The organism is Sphaerothrix gracilis Ecp01 (assembly GCF_030405905.1).
Taxonomy (GTDB): Bacteria; Cyanobacteriota; Cyanobacteriia; order Phormidesmidales; family Phormidesmidaceae; genus Sphaerothrix; species Sphaerothrix gracilis.
Genome location: NZ_JASATW010000023.1, coordinates 15973 through 33052, shown reverse-complemented (window position 1 = coordinate 33052; position 17080 = coordinate 15973). Strand labels below are relative to the sequence as shown.

Below are 17080 nucleotides of genomic sequence, written 5' to 3'. Positions count from 1 at the left end.
GACAAGACAATATGGCTTCAGAGGAAACAGACCCTATAGATAAAGAGAGCCCAACTTCTGATGAAACGAGGCTGAAAATTTGGGAGCTGAAGCTGAAGGAAAAAGAGCTGCAAATTGCCAGTCAAGAAACTGACAATAAATACAAGCTGGAGCGATTTAGAATCATCGCTGTTGGAGTTGTCGTCACCTTGGTCACCTCAATTGTCAATTGGCAGATTCAGCATCAGCAGGTTGAAATTGAGCGGCTGAAGTCAGAAGCTGAATATCTGGAAAATTTTGCGCAGAAGGCGCTCCAGGAAGATTTAGAAAAGCGCTATTACTTTGCTGAATATCTCTCCATCATTGCTCATTCTAGGGGTTCACGCGATCGCTGGAATTCTTACAAGAACGCTATTAGCAAACGGATAGATGAAAAAAACCAGAAGATAGCGGCTATTGAATCTTTAGAAAGAGAAATTGAAGAGTCATCTCGTTCGGAACAACTACCTAAAAACGAATTTGAAGCATTAGAGCAGGAAATAGAAAAAAAAGAACAAGAGCTATCAGAATTGAGAGCACAAAGTCAGCTGATTTCTCCAGATACTGGAGCTTCTACGGAATTTAAGTTTGAGTATGATTTAGATGACAAAATAATTCCTGATGCAAATTTTACTTGGCGAGATGCAATTCAAAAATCGGGTCATACCTCTATACCTGTTGATCAGGAAGTTGTTAACAATATCATTAAAGTAGCTAGAGTTTTGAAAGAAATTCAGGAAAAGTATGAGGGTAAACCTATCACCACTAATTCTTGGTACAGAAATCCCACTCATAATCAACGAGTGGGGGGACTTTCCTCTTCTCGACATCTAGCTGGTGATGCGGTCGATTTTAATGTAGAAGGTATAGATCCGGCTGTTCTCTACGATGATTTAGATGAGTGGTGGGGCAGCAAAGGCGGATTAGCTTCTAGTTCCGTTTTTGTCCATATAGATGTACGGGGCTATCGGGCTCGCTGGTCGTATGGTTATTAGTTTTGTTTGACATCGCTGATGACAAAGCGACTCTTGGGCAGCGCGGGCATTCGCCCTAAATCTACTTCTAAGTTCTGATTGGGCACCTCGTAGCGGATAGCATTGATCAGGAAATCTAGAGTCATTTCCAGGATCTGAATTGTGATCCATTCCCCCGCACAGCGATGATTTGTATAGTGATCGCCGCCGCCTTGGGGAATGAAGTTAAACGGGCTTTCCTTCCAGTGGCGAAACCGCTCTGGCTGAAACGCTTCCGGATCGTCCCAGAGGTGCGGATCGTGGTTAGTGCCGTAGAGGTCTAGCAGCACCTTGACGCCATCTGGAAAGTGATACTCCTGCCAGTCAAACGGCTGCCGGACGCGGGCCGAAGCAAAAGGAAAGAAAGGGTAAAACCGCCGCACTTCCTGGGTAAAGAGTGAGGCGTAGTCGGATTCCTGCTGGTACTGGGCGCGGCAGTCAGGATAGTTATGTAAAGCTAGGGCGCTAAACATCGCGTAGCGAGCGATCGCCACGGTAGGACGCAGCACATTCAGCAAGTCCACCGCCGCAATCCGCTTATCGAGCAGGTTGCCTGCCGGATCGCGGTACTGAGCAAAGGCATGAGCCGCCGTATTTTCGGGCACCTCTAGTTTGCCAGCGCGGATCTGTTCGATGACTGACTCAATCCACTTCTCCGCCTGCCGCCGTCCCCGTCTCGCCCGCCAGTGTCGGGGGCCGATGCCGCCGGAGCCGTCAATCATGGCGGCTATATCCTGCGTCCGCTGGTTGACCTTATCTTCTGATAAAGGCACCCCGGCCCAGGCACACACTGCCCGACACAGCACTTCCTGCGCCCCATAAAGCAGCACCACCTGATCTCGCTGCTGCCACTGGTGAGCCGCCACGTGCCACTCTTGCCGGACGCGCTCGGTCAGTGCCGCCATCCGTTCTGGCGTCATCAATGACATAAAAGCCTGCTTGCGCTGGCGGTGCGCTTCACCGTCTAAACCCTGAACCCCTCCTTCCCCCAGCAGCGTTTTCTGAACCCGCTTAGGTGCCGCTCCTCGACGGGAAAACTTAGCAGTGTCATAGAAAACCTGGGCTGCTGCTGCTCCCCTAAAGCAAATCGTCTGCTCGAACAACAGCCGGGTCTGAAAAATATCAGACTGATAGCGATCGCAGCGATTTGAGATAAAGCAATAGCCCTCATTGGCTAGCGCTAACGTACTGTCAATGGCGCGATCGCGCGGAATTGTACTCATTTGAAGTCTCGTTTACAGGGTTTGTTCGCTAACTCAGTGGCACAGTGATCAAGCTGAAATGAATTTCACTGCCCTTGAGATAGCAACTTTGTTGCTGACAGCCCAAGCGATCAGCCTTGCTGCTATGGTAGGCGATTTTTAGCGGCCCAAATTACATAAAAAAATGATATTGACAATCAAAAATGGCATGGTTAGCATGGGGCCATGAGCACGTTACAGCATATTTCTCAAGCCAATCCCCAGTGGCCCTTGGAATCTTTTGTAGAAACGGCAAATCAGCTTTTGCCCCAGTTTCTGCCAGGTGACGAGTCCCGCCGCAGCTCAGAAACGATCAATCCTCGGCTGGTGCGTCATTACACGACTCAGAGCCTAGTGGATAAACCGTTTAAGCAGGGGCGGGAAGCCCGCTATGCCTACCGACATCTCCTGCAGTTGCTGGTGGTACGGCGACTGCTAGCCGAAGGACTCAGTGCCAACGCGATTCAAACGCTGATGGAGGCTAAGTCTAATCCTGAGCTAGAGGCGCTACTCCAGGGCGGCATTCAGCTCACTGTAGAAGCGGCGAATCCGGCTCTGGCCTTTTTGCAGCAGGTAAAGCAGCGATCGCAGCCTGCCGCCTCTGCAACGCGCTCGCCAGCGCCCCCACCGGCCCGCAGTGCTCCGAGCCGCTCTAGCTCCCCGCCGCCGACCCAGTGGACACGGCTAGAGGTACTGCCAGGACTGGAAATTCAGGTGCGTCAGGACTTTGCTTATCCGGCCAGTCCTCAAGAACGAGAAAACCTGCTGCAGCTCATTGCTCAACGCCTCACTGATTTATCCCCTTAACGGAGACACGCCATGAATCAACCCCAGATTGAACTGATCCCGATGCACGGAGCGATCGCTCGCAACCGCTCCACCACCCTCGACATTTTGATTAAGATTGCGCCGCCTGCTCAGTTACCCACGGTTGAGCGCCCCCCGCTCAATCTGAGCTTGGTGCTGGATCGCTCCGGCTCTATGAGCGGTGAAAAGTTGAACTACGCCAAACAGGCAGCCTGCTACGCCGTGGAGCAGCTTCTGCCCAGCGATCGCGTCAGTCTGGTTCTATTCGATACCCAGGTGAAGACCGCCATTGCCAATACGCTTGCTACTGATAAGCACCACATTTTAGAGACGATTGGCAGCATTCGCGCCGGTAGCTCTACGGCTCTGCATGGCGGCTGGGTGGAAGGCGGCTTGCAGGTGAGCCAATACCTCAACCCGGAACACCTCAACCGAGTGATTTTGCTCTCTGATGGCCTAGCGAATGTAGGGGAAACCAATCCCGACGCGATCGCCCAGGATGTCCACGGGCTGTCGCAACGGGGCATCAGTACGTCAGCCTTGGGGGTAGGCAACGACTACAGCGAAGATTTGCTAGAAGCTATGGCGCTCAGCGGCGACGGCAATTTCTATCACATCGCCTCCCCTGACCAGCTCCCGAACATTTTTCAAACCGAGCTCCAGGGATTGGTGGCTACAGTCGGCCAGCGGGTCAGTCTGGGCCTGACGCCTCAGGCAGGCGCTAGCATCATGGATATACTCAACGATTTTGAGACAAATGAGCTGGGACGGCTAAAGCTACCCAATCTCACCGTTGGCAGTCCGGTCAACGTCGTGATGCGGTTGCGGATTCCGGCGCTGAGTCAGGCAAGCGATCTCTGTCAGATCCGGTTAGCCTGGAACGATCCGCAACAGGTCGAGCGCCAGGTTTTGCAGGCAACCCTCCAGTTGCCGGTAGTGAGCCCGGAGCAAATGAGCGACTTTCCGGCCAATCCGGTCGTGCAGGAGCAGGTTGCTTTGCTGATGGCGGCGCGGGCTAGAAAAGAGGCGATCGCCAAAGCTGATAAGGGCGATCTAGCAGGGGCCAGCGCGGTTCTCCGCTCTGCCAGCGTTGCCTTTAGCGCTTTGCCGACTTCGGCTGAGTTTGATGAAGAAGTGACCGTCATTCAAAACCTCGCCACCGAGTTTGAGCAGGGCAACACAGCGGGGGCTCGCAAAAAAGCTGTTTCTCAGCGCTTCAACATTACGCGCGGGCGGCGGCTACAACCCTGAGCTGAGGCGTGGCTGAGCGAGTCGAGGCTCAGGCGGCAAAAGGGGACTGAATTCGCTTCAGCAGATTATAGAAAGGTTGCCAGTCATCTGCCACCGTGATCGGTTCCCAGACGGCCTCAATTTCAGGGCGCAACAAGACTGTCTGCGGATTGGTTTGCTTGAGGGTCTGAGCCACTGCGGTCATGGCGCTCTCTGGTAGCTCATTTAAACAGAGGTAGTAGGTGCGCCGCCAGTTGTCTAACAGCTCGCGTGCGGCTGCATCAGATGCCTGCATCGTCGTCCCCAGAATGCTATCTGACCCTTGCCGCCAGCGCGGCGCAAACTGCTGGGCCAGTCCGGCAAAAAAGTCGTGATAGCCTACCTGGACATTGCTCAACAGGGCCAAAGTTTGATCGAGCAGTTTTTCAGACAGCTCTGCTGCAAGGGTTTCAAATCCTAGCTTAGCCAGCATCCGCTGCCGGTAGTAGCGCTGGTAGTGTTCGTCAAACTGGGCCAGTCCTGCTTCTAAAGCTGCCGTCGGCATAATTAGCGACAGCGGCTTTTGCAACATCTTCAGGTTCCACTGGCAAATTAGCGGCTGATTGGCGTAGCTGTAGCGGCCAAAGTAGTCGAAATAGGCCGCCGTAAATTTAGGATTGTACTGATCCATAAAGGCATAGGGGCCATAGTCAAAGCTCTCCCCCGTAATGGACATATTGTCAGTATTGAGGACAGCATGGCAAAAGCCCACGGACATCCACTGGGCCACCAGTTCAGCCACCCGCTCTACCAGCTCTGCATAAAAACGAGCATAGCGATCGCCCTCATCGGTCACTTCCAGCAAATGCGGATAGTAAACCTCAATGACGTGGGTCAATAGCTGATCGATCAGGTCAGGTCGTCGATAATACTCCAGCCGCTCAAACGTGCCAAAGCGGATATGCGAGCGACTAAAGCGCACCATCACTGATGAGCGGGTAGGGGAAGGCTCATCGCCGCGCCAAAGCTGCTCCCCGGTTTCAATCAGGCTCAGGCAGCGAGACGTGCGGACACCCAGAGCCTGCAGCGCTTCCGAGGCTAAGACCTCCCGCACGCCGCCCTTCAGCGTCAGGCGACCGTCTCCGCCGCGCGAGTAGGGGGTCGTACCAGACCCCTTTGTACCCAGGTCGTAGAGTTCCCCGTCCTGGCCGCGCACCTGACCGTAGAGAAAACCGCGTCCATCACCGAGAAAAGCATTGTATTCCCCAAACTGATAGCCGTGATAGCGCAGCGCCAAGAAAGGTTCGCGCCCCTGAAACTGCCCAAAGGCGGCAATGAACTGCTCATCTGTTACCGCCTCAGCCGCCAGCCCCAGCTTTTGCAGAATGTCGTCATTGCGAAAGCGCAGGATATGCTGCGGAAATGCCGCAGCCGCTACCACATCGTAGTAATCGTCGCCTAGGTCGGCTAGAGCGGGTTCATAGCTGAGGTTGAGTAAAGGATTAAGCGGATTAGCCGTAGAGTCCATTGATTTAGAGGCAGGAAAACACCGGAAATTGCAGCAAACTTTTAATCGAAGCCGGGTAGTCGATGATAGCCTATCCTGTCTCGACTCTAACGCTGTCCAAAGCCAGACGTTTAAAAGCGATCGCTGCCAGCCTATGCAACCTCTAAGATAGGCGGCGGTAAACACAGCGGCTGGGCCAAACTAACTTCAATCTACTCAATCTATTTTTTGCTTTGAGTGAATAAGAACAATGCTAGCTCTGCCGGGTCAAACTTCAGTAATTTGGCCGATTTAATGACTTGTTAGTTGTTTGTTAAAGCTAAAGGCTGGTATTCTGCTAGCCATTGAAGAAATGATGAATCTGCTTGCATGTAGTTTACTAACTAAGAGGATCGTGGCATGTCGTCACTTGGCAGAAGATCCAGAGCTAGGGCTGGAGGTTTCCTACACGATTTCAAGGAGTTTGCGCTACGGGGCAATGTAGTCGATCTAGCTGTTGCCGTCATTATTGGTGGCGCGTTTGGGGCTGTTATCTCTTCATTTGTGGCCGATATTTTGATGCCCGCCGTCATCAATCCGTTCCTATCCCAGGCGGGAACTGACTGGCGAGAAGCCACCATCGGCCCCGGTATTAAAATTGGCAGCTTTCTGGGCACCGTTGTCGACTTTGTCATCATTGCCTTTGTGCTGTTTCTAGTGATTCGCTTCTTTGAGCGATTTAAGCGCCAAGAAGAAGTAGAGGAAGCGGTCGTTGAACCTACGGTTGAGGAAAAGCTGAACGTTACTTTAGAGCGCCTCACTCACGCCATTGAGTCGCGGCAGATCTGAGAAACTTTATCTGCGGCGGGCAATGCCCGCCTACGTCTGACTCGTTAGCGGAGACGGCTAGCCAACAATCAGCGGCCACAGGAGCGCGGTGAGGGCGATCGCCCCTAAATGCTGGGGCCACATGAGCTTAAGAGACTGCCGCACAATTTTTTGCGTCACAATAGCGCTGGTCAAAACGCCAGCTATCAATACCGCACTTTGCAAAAAGGCGATGACTGCCGGGTGGGCAATATACACAGGCACGCCCTCGCCGCTGAGGCCGAAGGTGGCAAAGCCCACTGACAGAATTTGACCGCCTTCGCCTAAGCCCAGAGTCAGGTAGTGGGCTAGGTTGGCCGCGAGGACGAGGGGCAAATAGCCATAGGCCAAACTGACGAAGCTCTTGGGGGCATAGCTCGTGGTGAGCTTGAATACCAGCCGGGTCAGACCGTAGGCGGCAAAAGGCACTAGCACGGGCAGAGCCAAGGCTGCCACAGAGGCGATCGCGTGAGTGCCAAAGTTCTCCAGATTCAGCGCCAGCCCTAACTGCTGAGTTAGCTGCGGCAGGTGGTGTAGAAAGACGGCCCCCAGCAGCAAAAATAGCAGGGCTACCTCATAGCTACGGGGTATATGGGTTGTCCATAGCTCAATGCCGGGCGGGCGCAGGTTGACCTCCACCGAGCGGTGCGGACAGGCTTTGAGACAGGTCATGCACAGAACGCAGTCGCGGTTGTCTTCTAGCTGGGCCGGATGAGAATAGAGGGGACAGCCATTGGTCTCCTGTCCTTCCCCTTTGCGGGGGCCACCTTTATAGCACTGGTAGGTGGTACATTCTGCCGAGCAGGTACCCTGCTGCGCCCGCAGCTCCGTCATCGACAGCTTGGCAAATAGGCCGTTCATGCCGCCAATCGGGCAGAGATAGCGACACCAAAATCGGCGCTCGAAAATAGCGGAGAAAATCATTGCCCCAGCGGTAATCAGCAGCAGCAGGCAGGCCGATAGGTAAGCCGTATTTTCTAGATTCCACAGCTCCTCCCACAGCAAAATCAGGGCAAATAGGCCAAACAAAAACCAGCCGCCCCAGCGCTCAGCTTCCTGACGCGGCCACTGTTTGAGCTGGCGCGGTACCAGCCACAGGGACAGCTTTTGGGTAACTTCGCCATAGATCATAAACGGACAGACCGCGCACCACAGCCGCCCCACAAAGGGAAAGCCCAGCAGTACCAGCGGCCACCACCAGGCCCAAAACATGTTGAGCGCAAAGTTTTCCTGGCGGTTCTGTGGCCCCACAAACAGCACCGCAACGACAAAGGCGAAGAAGGTGAGGGTAAAGCCGTAGTTAAGGCGATCGGGCCACCAAGGACTGCGCAGAAAATTGCGCAGGCGAGGATAGGCATTGAGCAGATTGAGGCGGAGCTGCTTTTTACGCCCCTGGGAGGGCCAGATGATTTCCTCGGTGATGCTGGTGGTGCCAGCCATCTGGGACAGCGATCGCTCTACCAGGCTAGACAGCTCTCTCAAATTGTTGGGAAAGTCGTAGGCTTGTAGCCGTCGTAGGGCTTCTGGGGTCAGCTTGGGTTTGTCAATGCCCCGCGCCCGGCAGATGAGGCTGATGTAGTAGCTGACGTAGTCTTCAATATCTGCTTTACGAACCCGCAGCGGCGGCACCTTAATCACCTGATCGACGAGGGCGTTAATTTGCGGCAGCGGCTGCTCGGAGATAATTACAATGCGAGCCTGTGCCGTTTTCTCCGCGCCCGCTGCTTCGGCATTGCGGCTGATGGGCCGATAGGTATTGGTTTCAAGCAGGTGGGCGATCGCGGGCAGCAGTTCTTCAGGTAGCTCTTGCAAATTGTTGAGAATTAGCGTTCCTTGCCCTAGGGCCTCTATCAGCCCTGGCTTACCGCCAGCGCGGCCAAACAGCTCGGCGCCGCTGGCCTGCACTTTAGAGCATTCCACCTGAATAATGGCCTCTCGCCGTTGGGCTGAGCCGTAGTGGATCAAGGCTGCAATGTTGTCTTTCTCTAACCCTGGCTCGCCAAAAATCAGGACTGAGGCTTGGCTATCAGAGGCGGTTTTAATTTGCGATCGCAGCCGCTGGGCGTAGCGACTGCGGCCAATAATGCCGCGCCGCGCTTTGGTGACCAGGTAGGGGCGCAGAATCGTTTGGCGCTCTTGCTCAAAGCTGAGCTGGGAGGAAAGCTGCTCGACTTCGGCGGCAAGCTGCTGGGTAAAGAGCTGGGTAATGGCCGGATAGTCTTGCACGACCTGGCGAAAGGCATCGGCAGGAATAAAAAACAGCTCGCACTGATTCAGCGTGATAAAGGTCTTCTGGACGGGCTGATTTAGCAAGAGGGCCTGCAGATTGATCACTGAGCCGGGCAGTAAGCTGACGGCTTTGGGCCGATCGCGATCGCTTTCGGCTTTGCCTGTTCGCAGAATCCACAGGCCGTCGGGGGACTGGTCAGCAACGGTGAGAGTCTGGTCGGCGGCAAGGGTGCGAGACTGCAGTAAGGGGGCGATCGCCTCTAGAATTTCTGCGCTGAGGATGTTGAGGGCGGTGCGCTCTTGCAGCCAGGTAACACAGTCGGCAGCGGCCATAAGACAAAGCCTTGATCAGGGTATGCTTTGATCTTCGTTTACTTCGCTAGGTTTGGTCAAAAAGATGATTGAGCTTTCTAAACTTTGGGTGCCGCTGGCGCTGCTGGGTCTGATCGTGCTGGCGGCAATCTACTTTAGCCGTCTGTAGCCGAGAAAACGAGCCCCAGCGACAGGGATTCATTAATCAGGAAGGTCGTGCCAATACCGGGTTAGAGCGTGTATCAGCTTCAGCTTTGAGATGAGACTAGACCAAGCTGCTGTAAAACTTCAAGCAAGTTGCATTCGTACCACCACTCTAAAATTTTTCTGTCTGCTATATGCAATAGGGTAAAGTCGTTGACCTGCACCGAACGCCCTGTCGCGGCTGTCCCTAAAAACTCACCTGTATGAGTTCCTTGAAAAGTTGTGCGATAAACTACCTTATTCCCTTCAGCAACCACATCTTCAATTGTTTGATGGGCGTCTGGAAATCCCTGAAATAGCTCGGCATTGAACGCTTTGTTGGCTGCCAAACCCACAATTGGCGCCGCACTGCTGTTGAAGTGATAAATCACATTCTCAGACATTATTCGATCCCAAACCAGTTGCCAGTCGTGATTGGTGCCCCAACCGGCCCGGGCAAAATCAAGAGCAATTGCTTTATTGTCTTCAGTTTGACTGAACATGACGGCTTTTCCATACGAAGGCGTATGGAGATAGACTAATGCTTGCATTCACCCATGTCAATACGCTGCCGTATGGTCAAAGAAAAAGATGCTGTTTCTCTTAGCCGACAAGACTGGATCGCTTTAGGACTGAGCGTTTTAGCAGAAAGCGGGATTGGAGCTGTACGGGTAGAGCCTTTAGCTAAGCAGTTGCACGTGACGAAGGGAAGCTTCTACTGGCACTTTAAAAACCGCGAAGAACTTCTAGAGGCTGTTTTACAAGCCTGGATTGACCGCCAAACCAACAGCATTATCGGGCAGGTAGAAGCAATAGAAGGAGATGCCTCAGCCAAGTTACTGTATCTGTTTGAACTGGCTGTGCAAGATAATGGGCAAATAGAAAATGCTATTCGTGCCTGGGCTGTCAACGATGCGAGAGTTGCAAAGATACTAGAACAAGTTGATCAGCGCCGCCTGAAATATACGCAGTCTCTGTTTTTAGAGATTGGCTTTTCCCCTTTTAATGCTCTCGTGCGTGCTCGTATGGTCTATTACTCGCTAGTTGGTGAATTCACTATTGGTACTCGTAGCAATCAGGAAGAGAGATTAGTTGAAATAAGACTTCAGCATAGTATTCTCACACGCCAAGATTTGTAGTTCAGCCTCGTAGAGATGGGCAAAGGTTATCAACCGTGCCCATCTCCGTCACATTGCGCGGATGATGGGCACGCTGGGCTTTGCCCAGCCTACCGATCACGTAGCGATCGATAGCGCACCAGGTAGCTCAGCACCTCGCCCTGCTCCGGCGTCAGCAGAATGCCAGCGGGCGGAATCGTGATCAGATCACTCCACAGACCCTGATCGGCGTAGTTCAGCTTGTGCAAGGCATGAATCGTCGATCGCACGCCGTCCTGCGACCCCATAATCAGGTGGCGCAATCGCTCCCGCTCCGGTTGGGCGCGGGGAATGTGCAAACGTACGGGTTCTGTATCTCCCAGATTGGTCAAATCCGGGAGATTGGGGTGGATATAAAACAGCATTTTGGGATTCCTCCGGAATCGGGTAAGGAAGCCCAAAAATAAGGCCGACCCAAGACATAGCAGTTCGGGACGGCCTGAGTAATAATTACTCTAGCCTCCGAGACAGCCGCAATCTGTCGAAGGGGTCAGGTGTCGGAAGATTGTTGCAGCAACTTTCGGCACCGTACGACCAAATTTTTGGGTGATAGTCAAGCTGCACGCAGACAGCTATAGCTCCAAAATCTACCCCATCTAAGGCCCCAGCGCAAGTTAAGTTTGTTACGCTAATACAGTCAGCCACACGCCGCCCAGCCTCATCCTCATCGGCGGGAAAAAGGGCTTCATCCGCCACCTGCGCGGAAAATTCGCCAGTCCCTAAGGCTGTGAAAATGAGGGTTAGCTCGCAGTCTTCCCTCTTAAGGTAGATTCCAGAACTTTTGGCGATCGCTATATGATGAAGGTGATCTGGGCACTTTAGGGATTACACTACACCTCTAGGTTGCTGTTTCGCGGCTAAGTGGTCTAAAAGCTAACAATTTAGGTTAAGTATGGCGGTAGCTTTCAGCACAGGAATAGAGGAATTTTTGACGCCTGCTTCAAAGCTAGCTTTAGAGCAAGGGGCGGCTGACGGCTCTGAGCATTTGCTGCTTGATGAATATGTTAAAAAAGCTTCACCGCACTGTCCTTTTTGTTGAGGTTTCGGCGGGACAGGAAAATAGCTGCGCCGAGTATTGGCTACAAGCAAGCCCAATCGCATACCAAATTTTGACCGAGCCAGACGGCGATCGGGCGCTAGAGCGATGCCAGCAGCAGCGGATTGATGCCGTCATTTTAAGGTTAGCGGCCCATGCTCTCAGTCTTGAGGCCATCAGCCAGCTTCAGCAGCTTGGCGATCGCTGTCCGCCCATCGTGGTGATTGATCAGGGGGCGGGCGCGGTAGAGACGGCGGTGCAGGCTCTCAAGGCGGGGGCGACCGACTATTTAGCTGCCGACAAAGTGACGCCTGAGCGCCTACAGCGATCGCTGCAAATGGCAATTGAGGCCGTGGCTCAGCAGCGAGCTGAACGCTGGAGCCAAGAGCAGTTCTATGCCCTAGTCGAGAACATGGTAGACTGCTGCGGCATTTTTTCGGCTATCCGCGATCGCAGCGGTCAGATCACAGATTTTCGCATTGACTATCTCAACCGGGCCGCCTGGGAAGCCAATCAAATGCCCAGGTCAGCCCAGGTGGGCCAGAATCTCTGCGAGCTGCTGCCTGCCCATCGCACTTCGGGTTTATTTGCCGCTTACTGTCAGGTGGTCGAAACTGGAGAACCCTTGATCAAAGATTCGCTGGTCTACGACGACTTTTTTGGCCAGCAGCGCCTAGTCCGGGCCTTTGATTTACGGGCGGCCAAGCTGCGAGATGGCTTTGTCGCCTCCTGGCGCGACATTACCGCACGCAAGCACCTAGAACTGAATCTCAGTCAAACGGCTGCTAGCCTCCAGCAAGAGCAAAGCCGACTGCAGCAGCTCATTCAGCAGGCTCCCATTGGCATTGGTATTGGCACAGCTAGCGGTGAAGTGAAGGTGATCAACGATGCCATGCTGGAGCTGCATGGCTATACGCGAGCCGAATTTGAGCAAAACGGCATGAACTGGCGTGACTTTACGCCCCCGGAGCTGATGGAGAGCACGCAGCAGGCAATGGATCAGCTCCGGCAAGAAGAGGCCATCGTTGCTGAAGAAAAAGAAATTCTGCGCCGCGATGGGACGCGCGTGCCGATTTGGATCAGTGCTGTGCGGTGGCTGGGCCATCCGGATGAGCACGTCGCGTTTGCTATTGATATCCGCGATCGCAAACAAATCGAAACCTCCCTGCTTCAGAGCGAAGCCTACTTCCGCCAGCTAGCAGACAGCGCTCCCATGATGATCTGGGTAACAGATGCCACTGGCTATTGCACCTACCTGAGTCAAGGCTGGTACGCCTTTACCGGCCAGACTGAGGCCACCGGCTTGGGCTTTGGCTGGCTGACAGCCGTACATCCAGAAGATCGGGAGCTGGCGGAAAAGCTTTTCCGCGATGCGAATAAGCAAAATGAGTCTTTTCGGCTGGAGTACCGCCTGCGCCATCAGGACGGTGAATATCGCTGGACAATTGATGCGGCCAGTCCTCGGTTCAGCCAGGAGGGCGAGTTTCAGGGCTACATTGGCTCAGTGGTTGACATTAGCGATCGCAAACAGAGCGAAGTGGCACTGAAGGAGAGCGAGGAGCGTTTTCGGACGCTAGCCGACAATATTTCCCAGTTCACCTGGATGGCGAATGAGTCGGGCTGGATTTTTTGGTACAACCGGCGCTGGTTCGACTACACCGGCACAACCTTAGCGGAAATGCAGGGCTGGGGCTGGCAGCAGGTGCACCATCCTGACTATGTGGAAGAGGTCACCGCCAAGTTTCGTCGACACGTTGAGTCAGGAGAAGCCTGGGAGGATACATTTCCGCTTAGGGGCAAAGACGGTCAGTACCGCTGGTTTCTCTCGCGGGCCGTTCCTATCTGCGATGAGCAAGGCCGAGTCCTGCGCTGGTTTGGCACCAACACTGATGTCACCGATCTAAGGCAGGCGGAAATGGACCTGCAGCAGACCTCCGAGCGGCTCAAAATTACGCTAAGAAGTGCGCCTATTACTCTGTTTAATCAGGATCTCGACCTGCGCTACACCTGGATTTACAATCCCACCCATCGCTATGCCACCCCAGAAGTAATGGGGCAACAAGATGCCGATTTGGTGTCGCCTCAAAGTGCGGCTTATCTCACCGAGCTGAAGCGACGGGTGATTAAAACCGGAGAGAGTCTGCGAGAAGAGGTGGAAGTTGTCAGAGGGAAGCAAATTGCCTACTATGACCTGACGGTAGATCCCCTGCGAGACGAGAACAATGCGATTATTGGCATTACGGGGGCCGCCGTTGATATTAGCCAGAAAACGCAGCTCGCCGCCGCAGGCCAACAGGCTCAAGTCAAACTGCAGCAGAGCGAAGATCGCCTGCGGATGGCGGTTGAGGCGGCTCGATTGGGCACCTGGGACTGGAACCTGGTAACGGACGAGCTAATCTGGGATGCAGGCTGCAAGGCTATGTTTGGTTTGCCTGCCGATGCCGAAGTAAACATTGAGATTTACTATCACGGCCTGCACCCTGAAGATCGCGATCGCATGGAGCAGATTGTGCAGTGGGCGCTCAATCCAGACAGCAAGGGAGACTTTGATGCGGAGTATCGGGTCATTGGCGTTCAAGATCAGGTAGAGCGCTGGATAGCGGCGAAAGGACAGGTTTATTTCGATGCTGCGGGGACGCCGCAGCGCTTCACTGGCATCGTCCTTGATATTACTGAGCAAAAGCAGGCCGAGGCTGAGCGAGAGCAGATGCTGCAGCGAGAACAGGCGGCGCGGGAAGAAGCTGAACGCGCTAACCGGATCAAAGACGAGTTTTTAGCGGTGCTGTCCCATGAGCTGCGATCGCCGCTCAATCCCATCCTAGGCTGGACTCACCTGCTCCAGACTCGTAAGCTAGACGAAGCCAAGACCGCTAAAGCCCTCGAAACGATTGAGCGCAACACCAAGCTCCAGACTCAGCTCATCGACGATCTGCTAGACATTGCTAAGATTTTGCGCGGTAAGCTCAGCCTGACCATAGCCGCTGTCAACCTAGCACCTGTCATCGAGGCGGCAATTGAAACGCTGATGGCAGCAGCCCTGGCCAAAACCATTACTATCAAGACGGTTTTACCGGATATTGGCCCAGTGGCCGGAGATGCAGGCCGACTACAGCAGATTGTTTGGAACCTACTCTCTAACGCCATCAAGTTTACGCCGCGTCAGGGGCAAGTGGATATCTTATTGGAGGTGGTCGATAATCAGGCTCAAATTACGGTACGCGATACAGGCAAGGGCATCAGCCACGATTTCTTGCCCTACATTTTTGAATCTTTCCGCCAAGAAGATTTTTCTATCACGCGGCAGTATGGCGGTTTAGGATTGGGACTGGCTATTGTTCGTCAGCTAGTTGAAGCGCATGGCGGCACGATTTCTGCGAGCAGCCCAGGCCTAGATCTGGGAGCCACTTTTACCGTTCGTTTACCTCTGCCCGCAGACATGGTTGATCAATTTCAGGCTGATTCGGCTCCCCCCCAAACAGCGGATTTAACTGGCATTCAGGTGCTAGTCGTTGATGATGAAGCCGACGCCCGCGAACTACTTGTGATGCAGCTAGCCCAGTATGGAGCCGAGGTGAAGATTGTCTCCTCAGCGGTTGAGGCCATCGAGAGCTTACAGACAATTCGGCCTGACGTACTGGTCAGCGATATTGGCATGCCGGAGGTAGATGGCTATGCCCTGATGCGACAGGTGCGGGCTTTGCCCCCGGAAGCGGGCGGCACTCTACCCGCGATCGCGCTGACGGCCTATGCCCGTGAGGAAGACTTGCAGCAGGCGATCGCCAGCGGCTTTCAGCGCCACATTGCCAAACCGCTGGAGCCTTTAGCGCTGGCCCAGGCGATCGCTGAACTCGTCAGGCGTTCATCCCCCAAAAATTAGGACTGAAGCGATCAAGTTGGTAAGTGAAGTTAAACATGAGTCAATGTGGGTTGGGGTTGAAGAACAAAACCCAGCCCCGCATGGGTTATACCGATTCTCGGTTTTACCGCTACAGATAGACCCCTCCCAACCTCCCCTTGATAAGGGGAGGAGCCGCAGGCGGTGGGGTACCGATTTGTAGCGCTAGTTTGCAAAATTGGTATTACGCGATCGCTTAAGCGCAGCCAGGCCCAACGGGCTTGACCCAGCCTAAAAATAATTAGGTTTGTCTGCTCAGGTCAGGTGCTTGAGCCGAACGCTGCACCGCAGCGCCTCAATTTCTGCCAGATCGGGCAGTCGCGGCCCAATCTGACCCAAGGCACCTACTGAGAAAGCCGTTGCTAGGGTGGCGCAGTCGGCTAGGGTTTCTCCTCGGCTCAGACCCAGAACCATACCCGCGATCATGGCATCTCCCGCCCCCACCGTGCTTTTAATCTCCGGGGCTGGGGCCTGAGCGTGAATTGCCTGATGCTCGTTGATAAATAGCGCTCCGTCTGCTCCCATCGAAACGACAACATGTTGAATACCGGCCCCGACTAGCTGGCGGGCAGCGGTAATAATGGCTGCATGGTTTGTTAGAGTTTCACCCAGGAGGGCTTCTAGCTCAGCAATATTGGGCTTGATCAGATCCGGCTGGGTCGGCAGCGCCTGACGCAGGGCCTCGCCGCTGGTGTCTAGGACGACGGCTTTGTTCTGCGATTTGAGAGTCGCAATCAGGTCGTGATAGGTGGTAGTCGGCAGGCCAGCAGGCAAACTGCCAGCAAAGACAAACCAGTCATGAGTCAGAGCCAGCTTTTGCAGGACACTTTGCACCTGCTGCAGTCCGGCTCGATCAACGACCAGCCCTGGAAAGTTAACGTCGGTAATTTGACCTTGGGCCTCGTCCACCAGCTTGATGTTGACGCGGGTTTTGCCAGGGAGCCGAATAAAGTGATCTTGTAGCTCTTTGCGGGCAAATAGCTGCTCGAATAGCTCCAAATTTTCCGCGCCTAGACAGCCCGTGACGCTGACTGACGCCCCCGCTTCAGCCAAAAAGGAGGCGACATTGACTCCTTTACCTCCCGCATCGGCCTGCGCCCAGGTGACCCGGTTGACGGCATCAAGCTGGAAACTGGGCACCCCTGCCGTATGATCGATCGCCGGGTTAAGGGTGACTGTGACAATGCGATCGCTCATAGGGCGCGCACCTCAAACGAATCATATTTGTTCTTCAATCGGTTTATCAATTGTGAGTTGACCAAAACAAAAAAGTGACTCAAACAGCTAAATCAATTCCTGGGCGATCGCTACGAATATTCCTAACTTTATTGTTGAAGCCTAAAGAAAAAATCAATTTTTATTTTTGAAAAACTTCATACTTCGCTTAACAGTTTGTATTAAAAAGCTCATCTATTCTCAGTGGATAAAAAGTTAAGAAGGTGTGCCATCAGTAGAGGTGTCGCGTTAGGCTGTTGAAGGATTCTAAAAGAATTAGGATTCAGCGACAATGATTTTCTGCTGCAGCCGCATATAGCCTAAATATAGGCTGAGTCATTCGCTAGAAAATTTGCTCAATCCAAAAATATGCCTTGTGACAGATGCAGATATAGATGGCAACAAGCGATCG

12 protein-coding genes are annotated in these 17080 nt (G+C 53.6%); 6 read left to right on the top strand and 6 right to left on the bottom strand.

Annotated elements, in window-relative coordinates:
• The first annotated feature begins 11 nt into the window (after positions 1-11).
• On the top strand, positions 12-1013 hold the full coding sequence (locus tag QJQ48_RS21285) for a D-Ala-D-Ala carboxypeptidase family metallohydrolase (protein ID WP_346293262.1): 1002 nt from the start codon (positions 12-14) through the stop codon (positions 1011-1013).
• Here the strand turns inward: QJQ48_RS21285 and cypC are convergent.
• The gene (gene cypC, locus QJQ48_RS21280) at positions 1010-2254 is read right to left on the bottom strand and encodes a CYP152 family fatty-acid peroxygenase CypC (RefSeq protein WP_346293261.1); all 1245 of its coding nucleotides are present in this window, start codon (positions 2252-2254) and stop codon (positions 1010-1012) included. The two genes, QJQ48_RS21285 and cypC, sit on opposite strands and share 4 nt — an antisense overlap.
• Positions 2255-2458: 204 nt before the next feature.
• On the opposite strand from cypC, the gene QJQ48_RS21275 reads away from it, so the two are divergent.
• Both QJQ48_RS21275 and QJQ48_RS21270 read left to right on the top strand, forming a co-directional pair.
• A complete protein-coding gene (locus QJQ48_RS21275) occupies positions 2459-3079 on the top strand; it encodes a MerR family transcriptional regulator (protein WP_346293260.1) in 621 nt (206 codons plus the stop codon).
• Positions 3080-3091: 12 nt separating this feature from the next.
• A complete protein-coding gene (locus tag QJQ48_RS21270) occupies positions 3092-4330 on the top strand; it encodes a vWA domain-containing protein (RefSeq protein ID WP_346293259.1) in 1239 nt (412 codons plus the stop codon).
• A gap of 28 nt (positions 4331-4358) precedes the next feature.
• On the opposite strand, the gene QJQ48_RS21265 is transcribed toward QJQ48_RS21270, so the two are convergent.
• Complete coding sequence (locus tag QJQ48_RS21265; RefSeq protein ID WP_346293258.1) at positions 4359-5816, bottom strand: protein adenylyltransferase SelO; 1458 nt, start codon at positions 5814-5816, stop codon at positions 4359-4361.
• Positions 5817-6194: 378 nt separating this feature from the next.
• Between QJQ48_RS21265 and mscL the strand changes: the two genes are divergently transcribed.
• Complete coding sequence (gene mscL, locus QJQ48_RS21260) at positions 6195-6623, top strand: large conductance mechanosensitive channel protein MscL (protein WP_346293257.1); 429 nt, start codon at positions 6195-6197, stop codon at positions 6621-6623.
• A gap of 57 nt (positions 6624-6680) precedes the next feature.
• Here the strand turns inward: mscL and QJQ48_RS21255 are convergent, their stop codons facing one another.
• Both QJQ48_RS21255 and QJQ48_RS21250 read right to left on the bottom strand, forming a co-directional pair.
• On the bottom strand, positions 6681-9203 hold the full coding sequence (locus QJQ48_RS21255) for a sigma 54-interacting transcriptional regulator (protein WP_346293256.1): 2523 nt from the start codon (positions 9201-9203) through the stop codon (positions 6681-6683).
• A gap of 227 nt (positions 9204-9430) precedes the next feature.
• Positions 9431-9916 (bottom strand): ester cyclase, encoded by a 486-nt coding sequence (locus QJQ48_RS21250; RefSeq protein ID WP_346293255.1) that lies wholly within the window; start codon positions 9914-9916, stop codon positions 9431-9433.
• Between the two features lie 24 nt (positions 9917-9940).
• Between QJQ48_RS21250 and QJQ48_RS21245 the strand changes: the two genes are divergently transcribed.
• Positions 9941-10504, top strand: a complete 564-nt coding sequence (locus QJQ48_RS21245) for a TetR/AcrR family transcriptional regulator (RefSeq protein WP_346293254.1) — start codon at positions 9941-9943, stop codon at positions 10502-10504.
• 89 nt (positions 10505-10593) lie between these two features.
• Here QJQ48_RS21245 and QJQ48_RS21240 read toward each other — a convergent pair whose 3' ends face one another.
• Positions 10594-10887 carry a hypothetical protein gene (locus tag QJQ48_RS21240; protein WP_346293253.1) on the bottom strand — a complete coding sequence of 98 codons (294 nt, stop codon included), beginning with the start codon at positions 10885-10887 and terminating at the stop codon, positions 10594-10596.
• A gap of 630 nt (positions 10888-11517) precedes the next feature.
• On the opposite strand from QJQ48_RS21240, the gene QJQ48_RS21235 reads away from it, so the two are divergent.
• Positions 11518-15435, top strand: a complete 3918-nt coding sequence (locus tag QJQ48_RS21235) for a PAS domain S-box protein (RefSeq protein ID WP_346293252.1) — start codon at positions 11518-11520, stop codon at positions 15433-15435.
• Between the two features lie 273 nt (positions 15436-15708).
• On the opposite strand, the gene pfkB is transcribed toward QJQ48_RS21235, so the two are convergent.
• Positions 15709-16650, bottom strand: a complete 942-nt coding sequence (pfkB, locus tag QJQ48_RS21230; RefSeq protein ID WP_346293251.1) for a 1-phosphofructokinase — start codon at positions 16648-16650, stop codon at positions 15709-15711.
• Positions 16651-17080 lie beyond the last annotated feature (430 nt).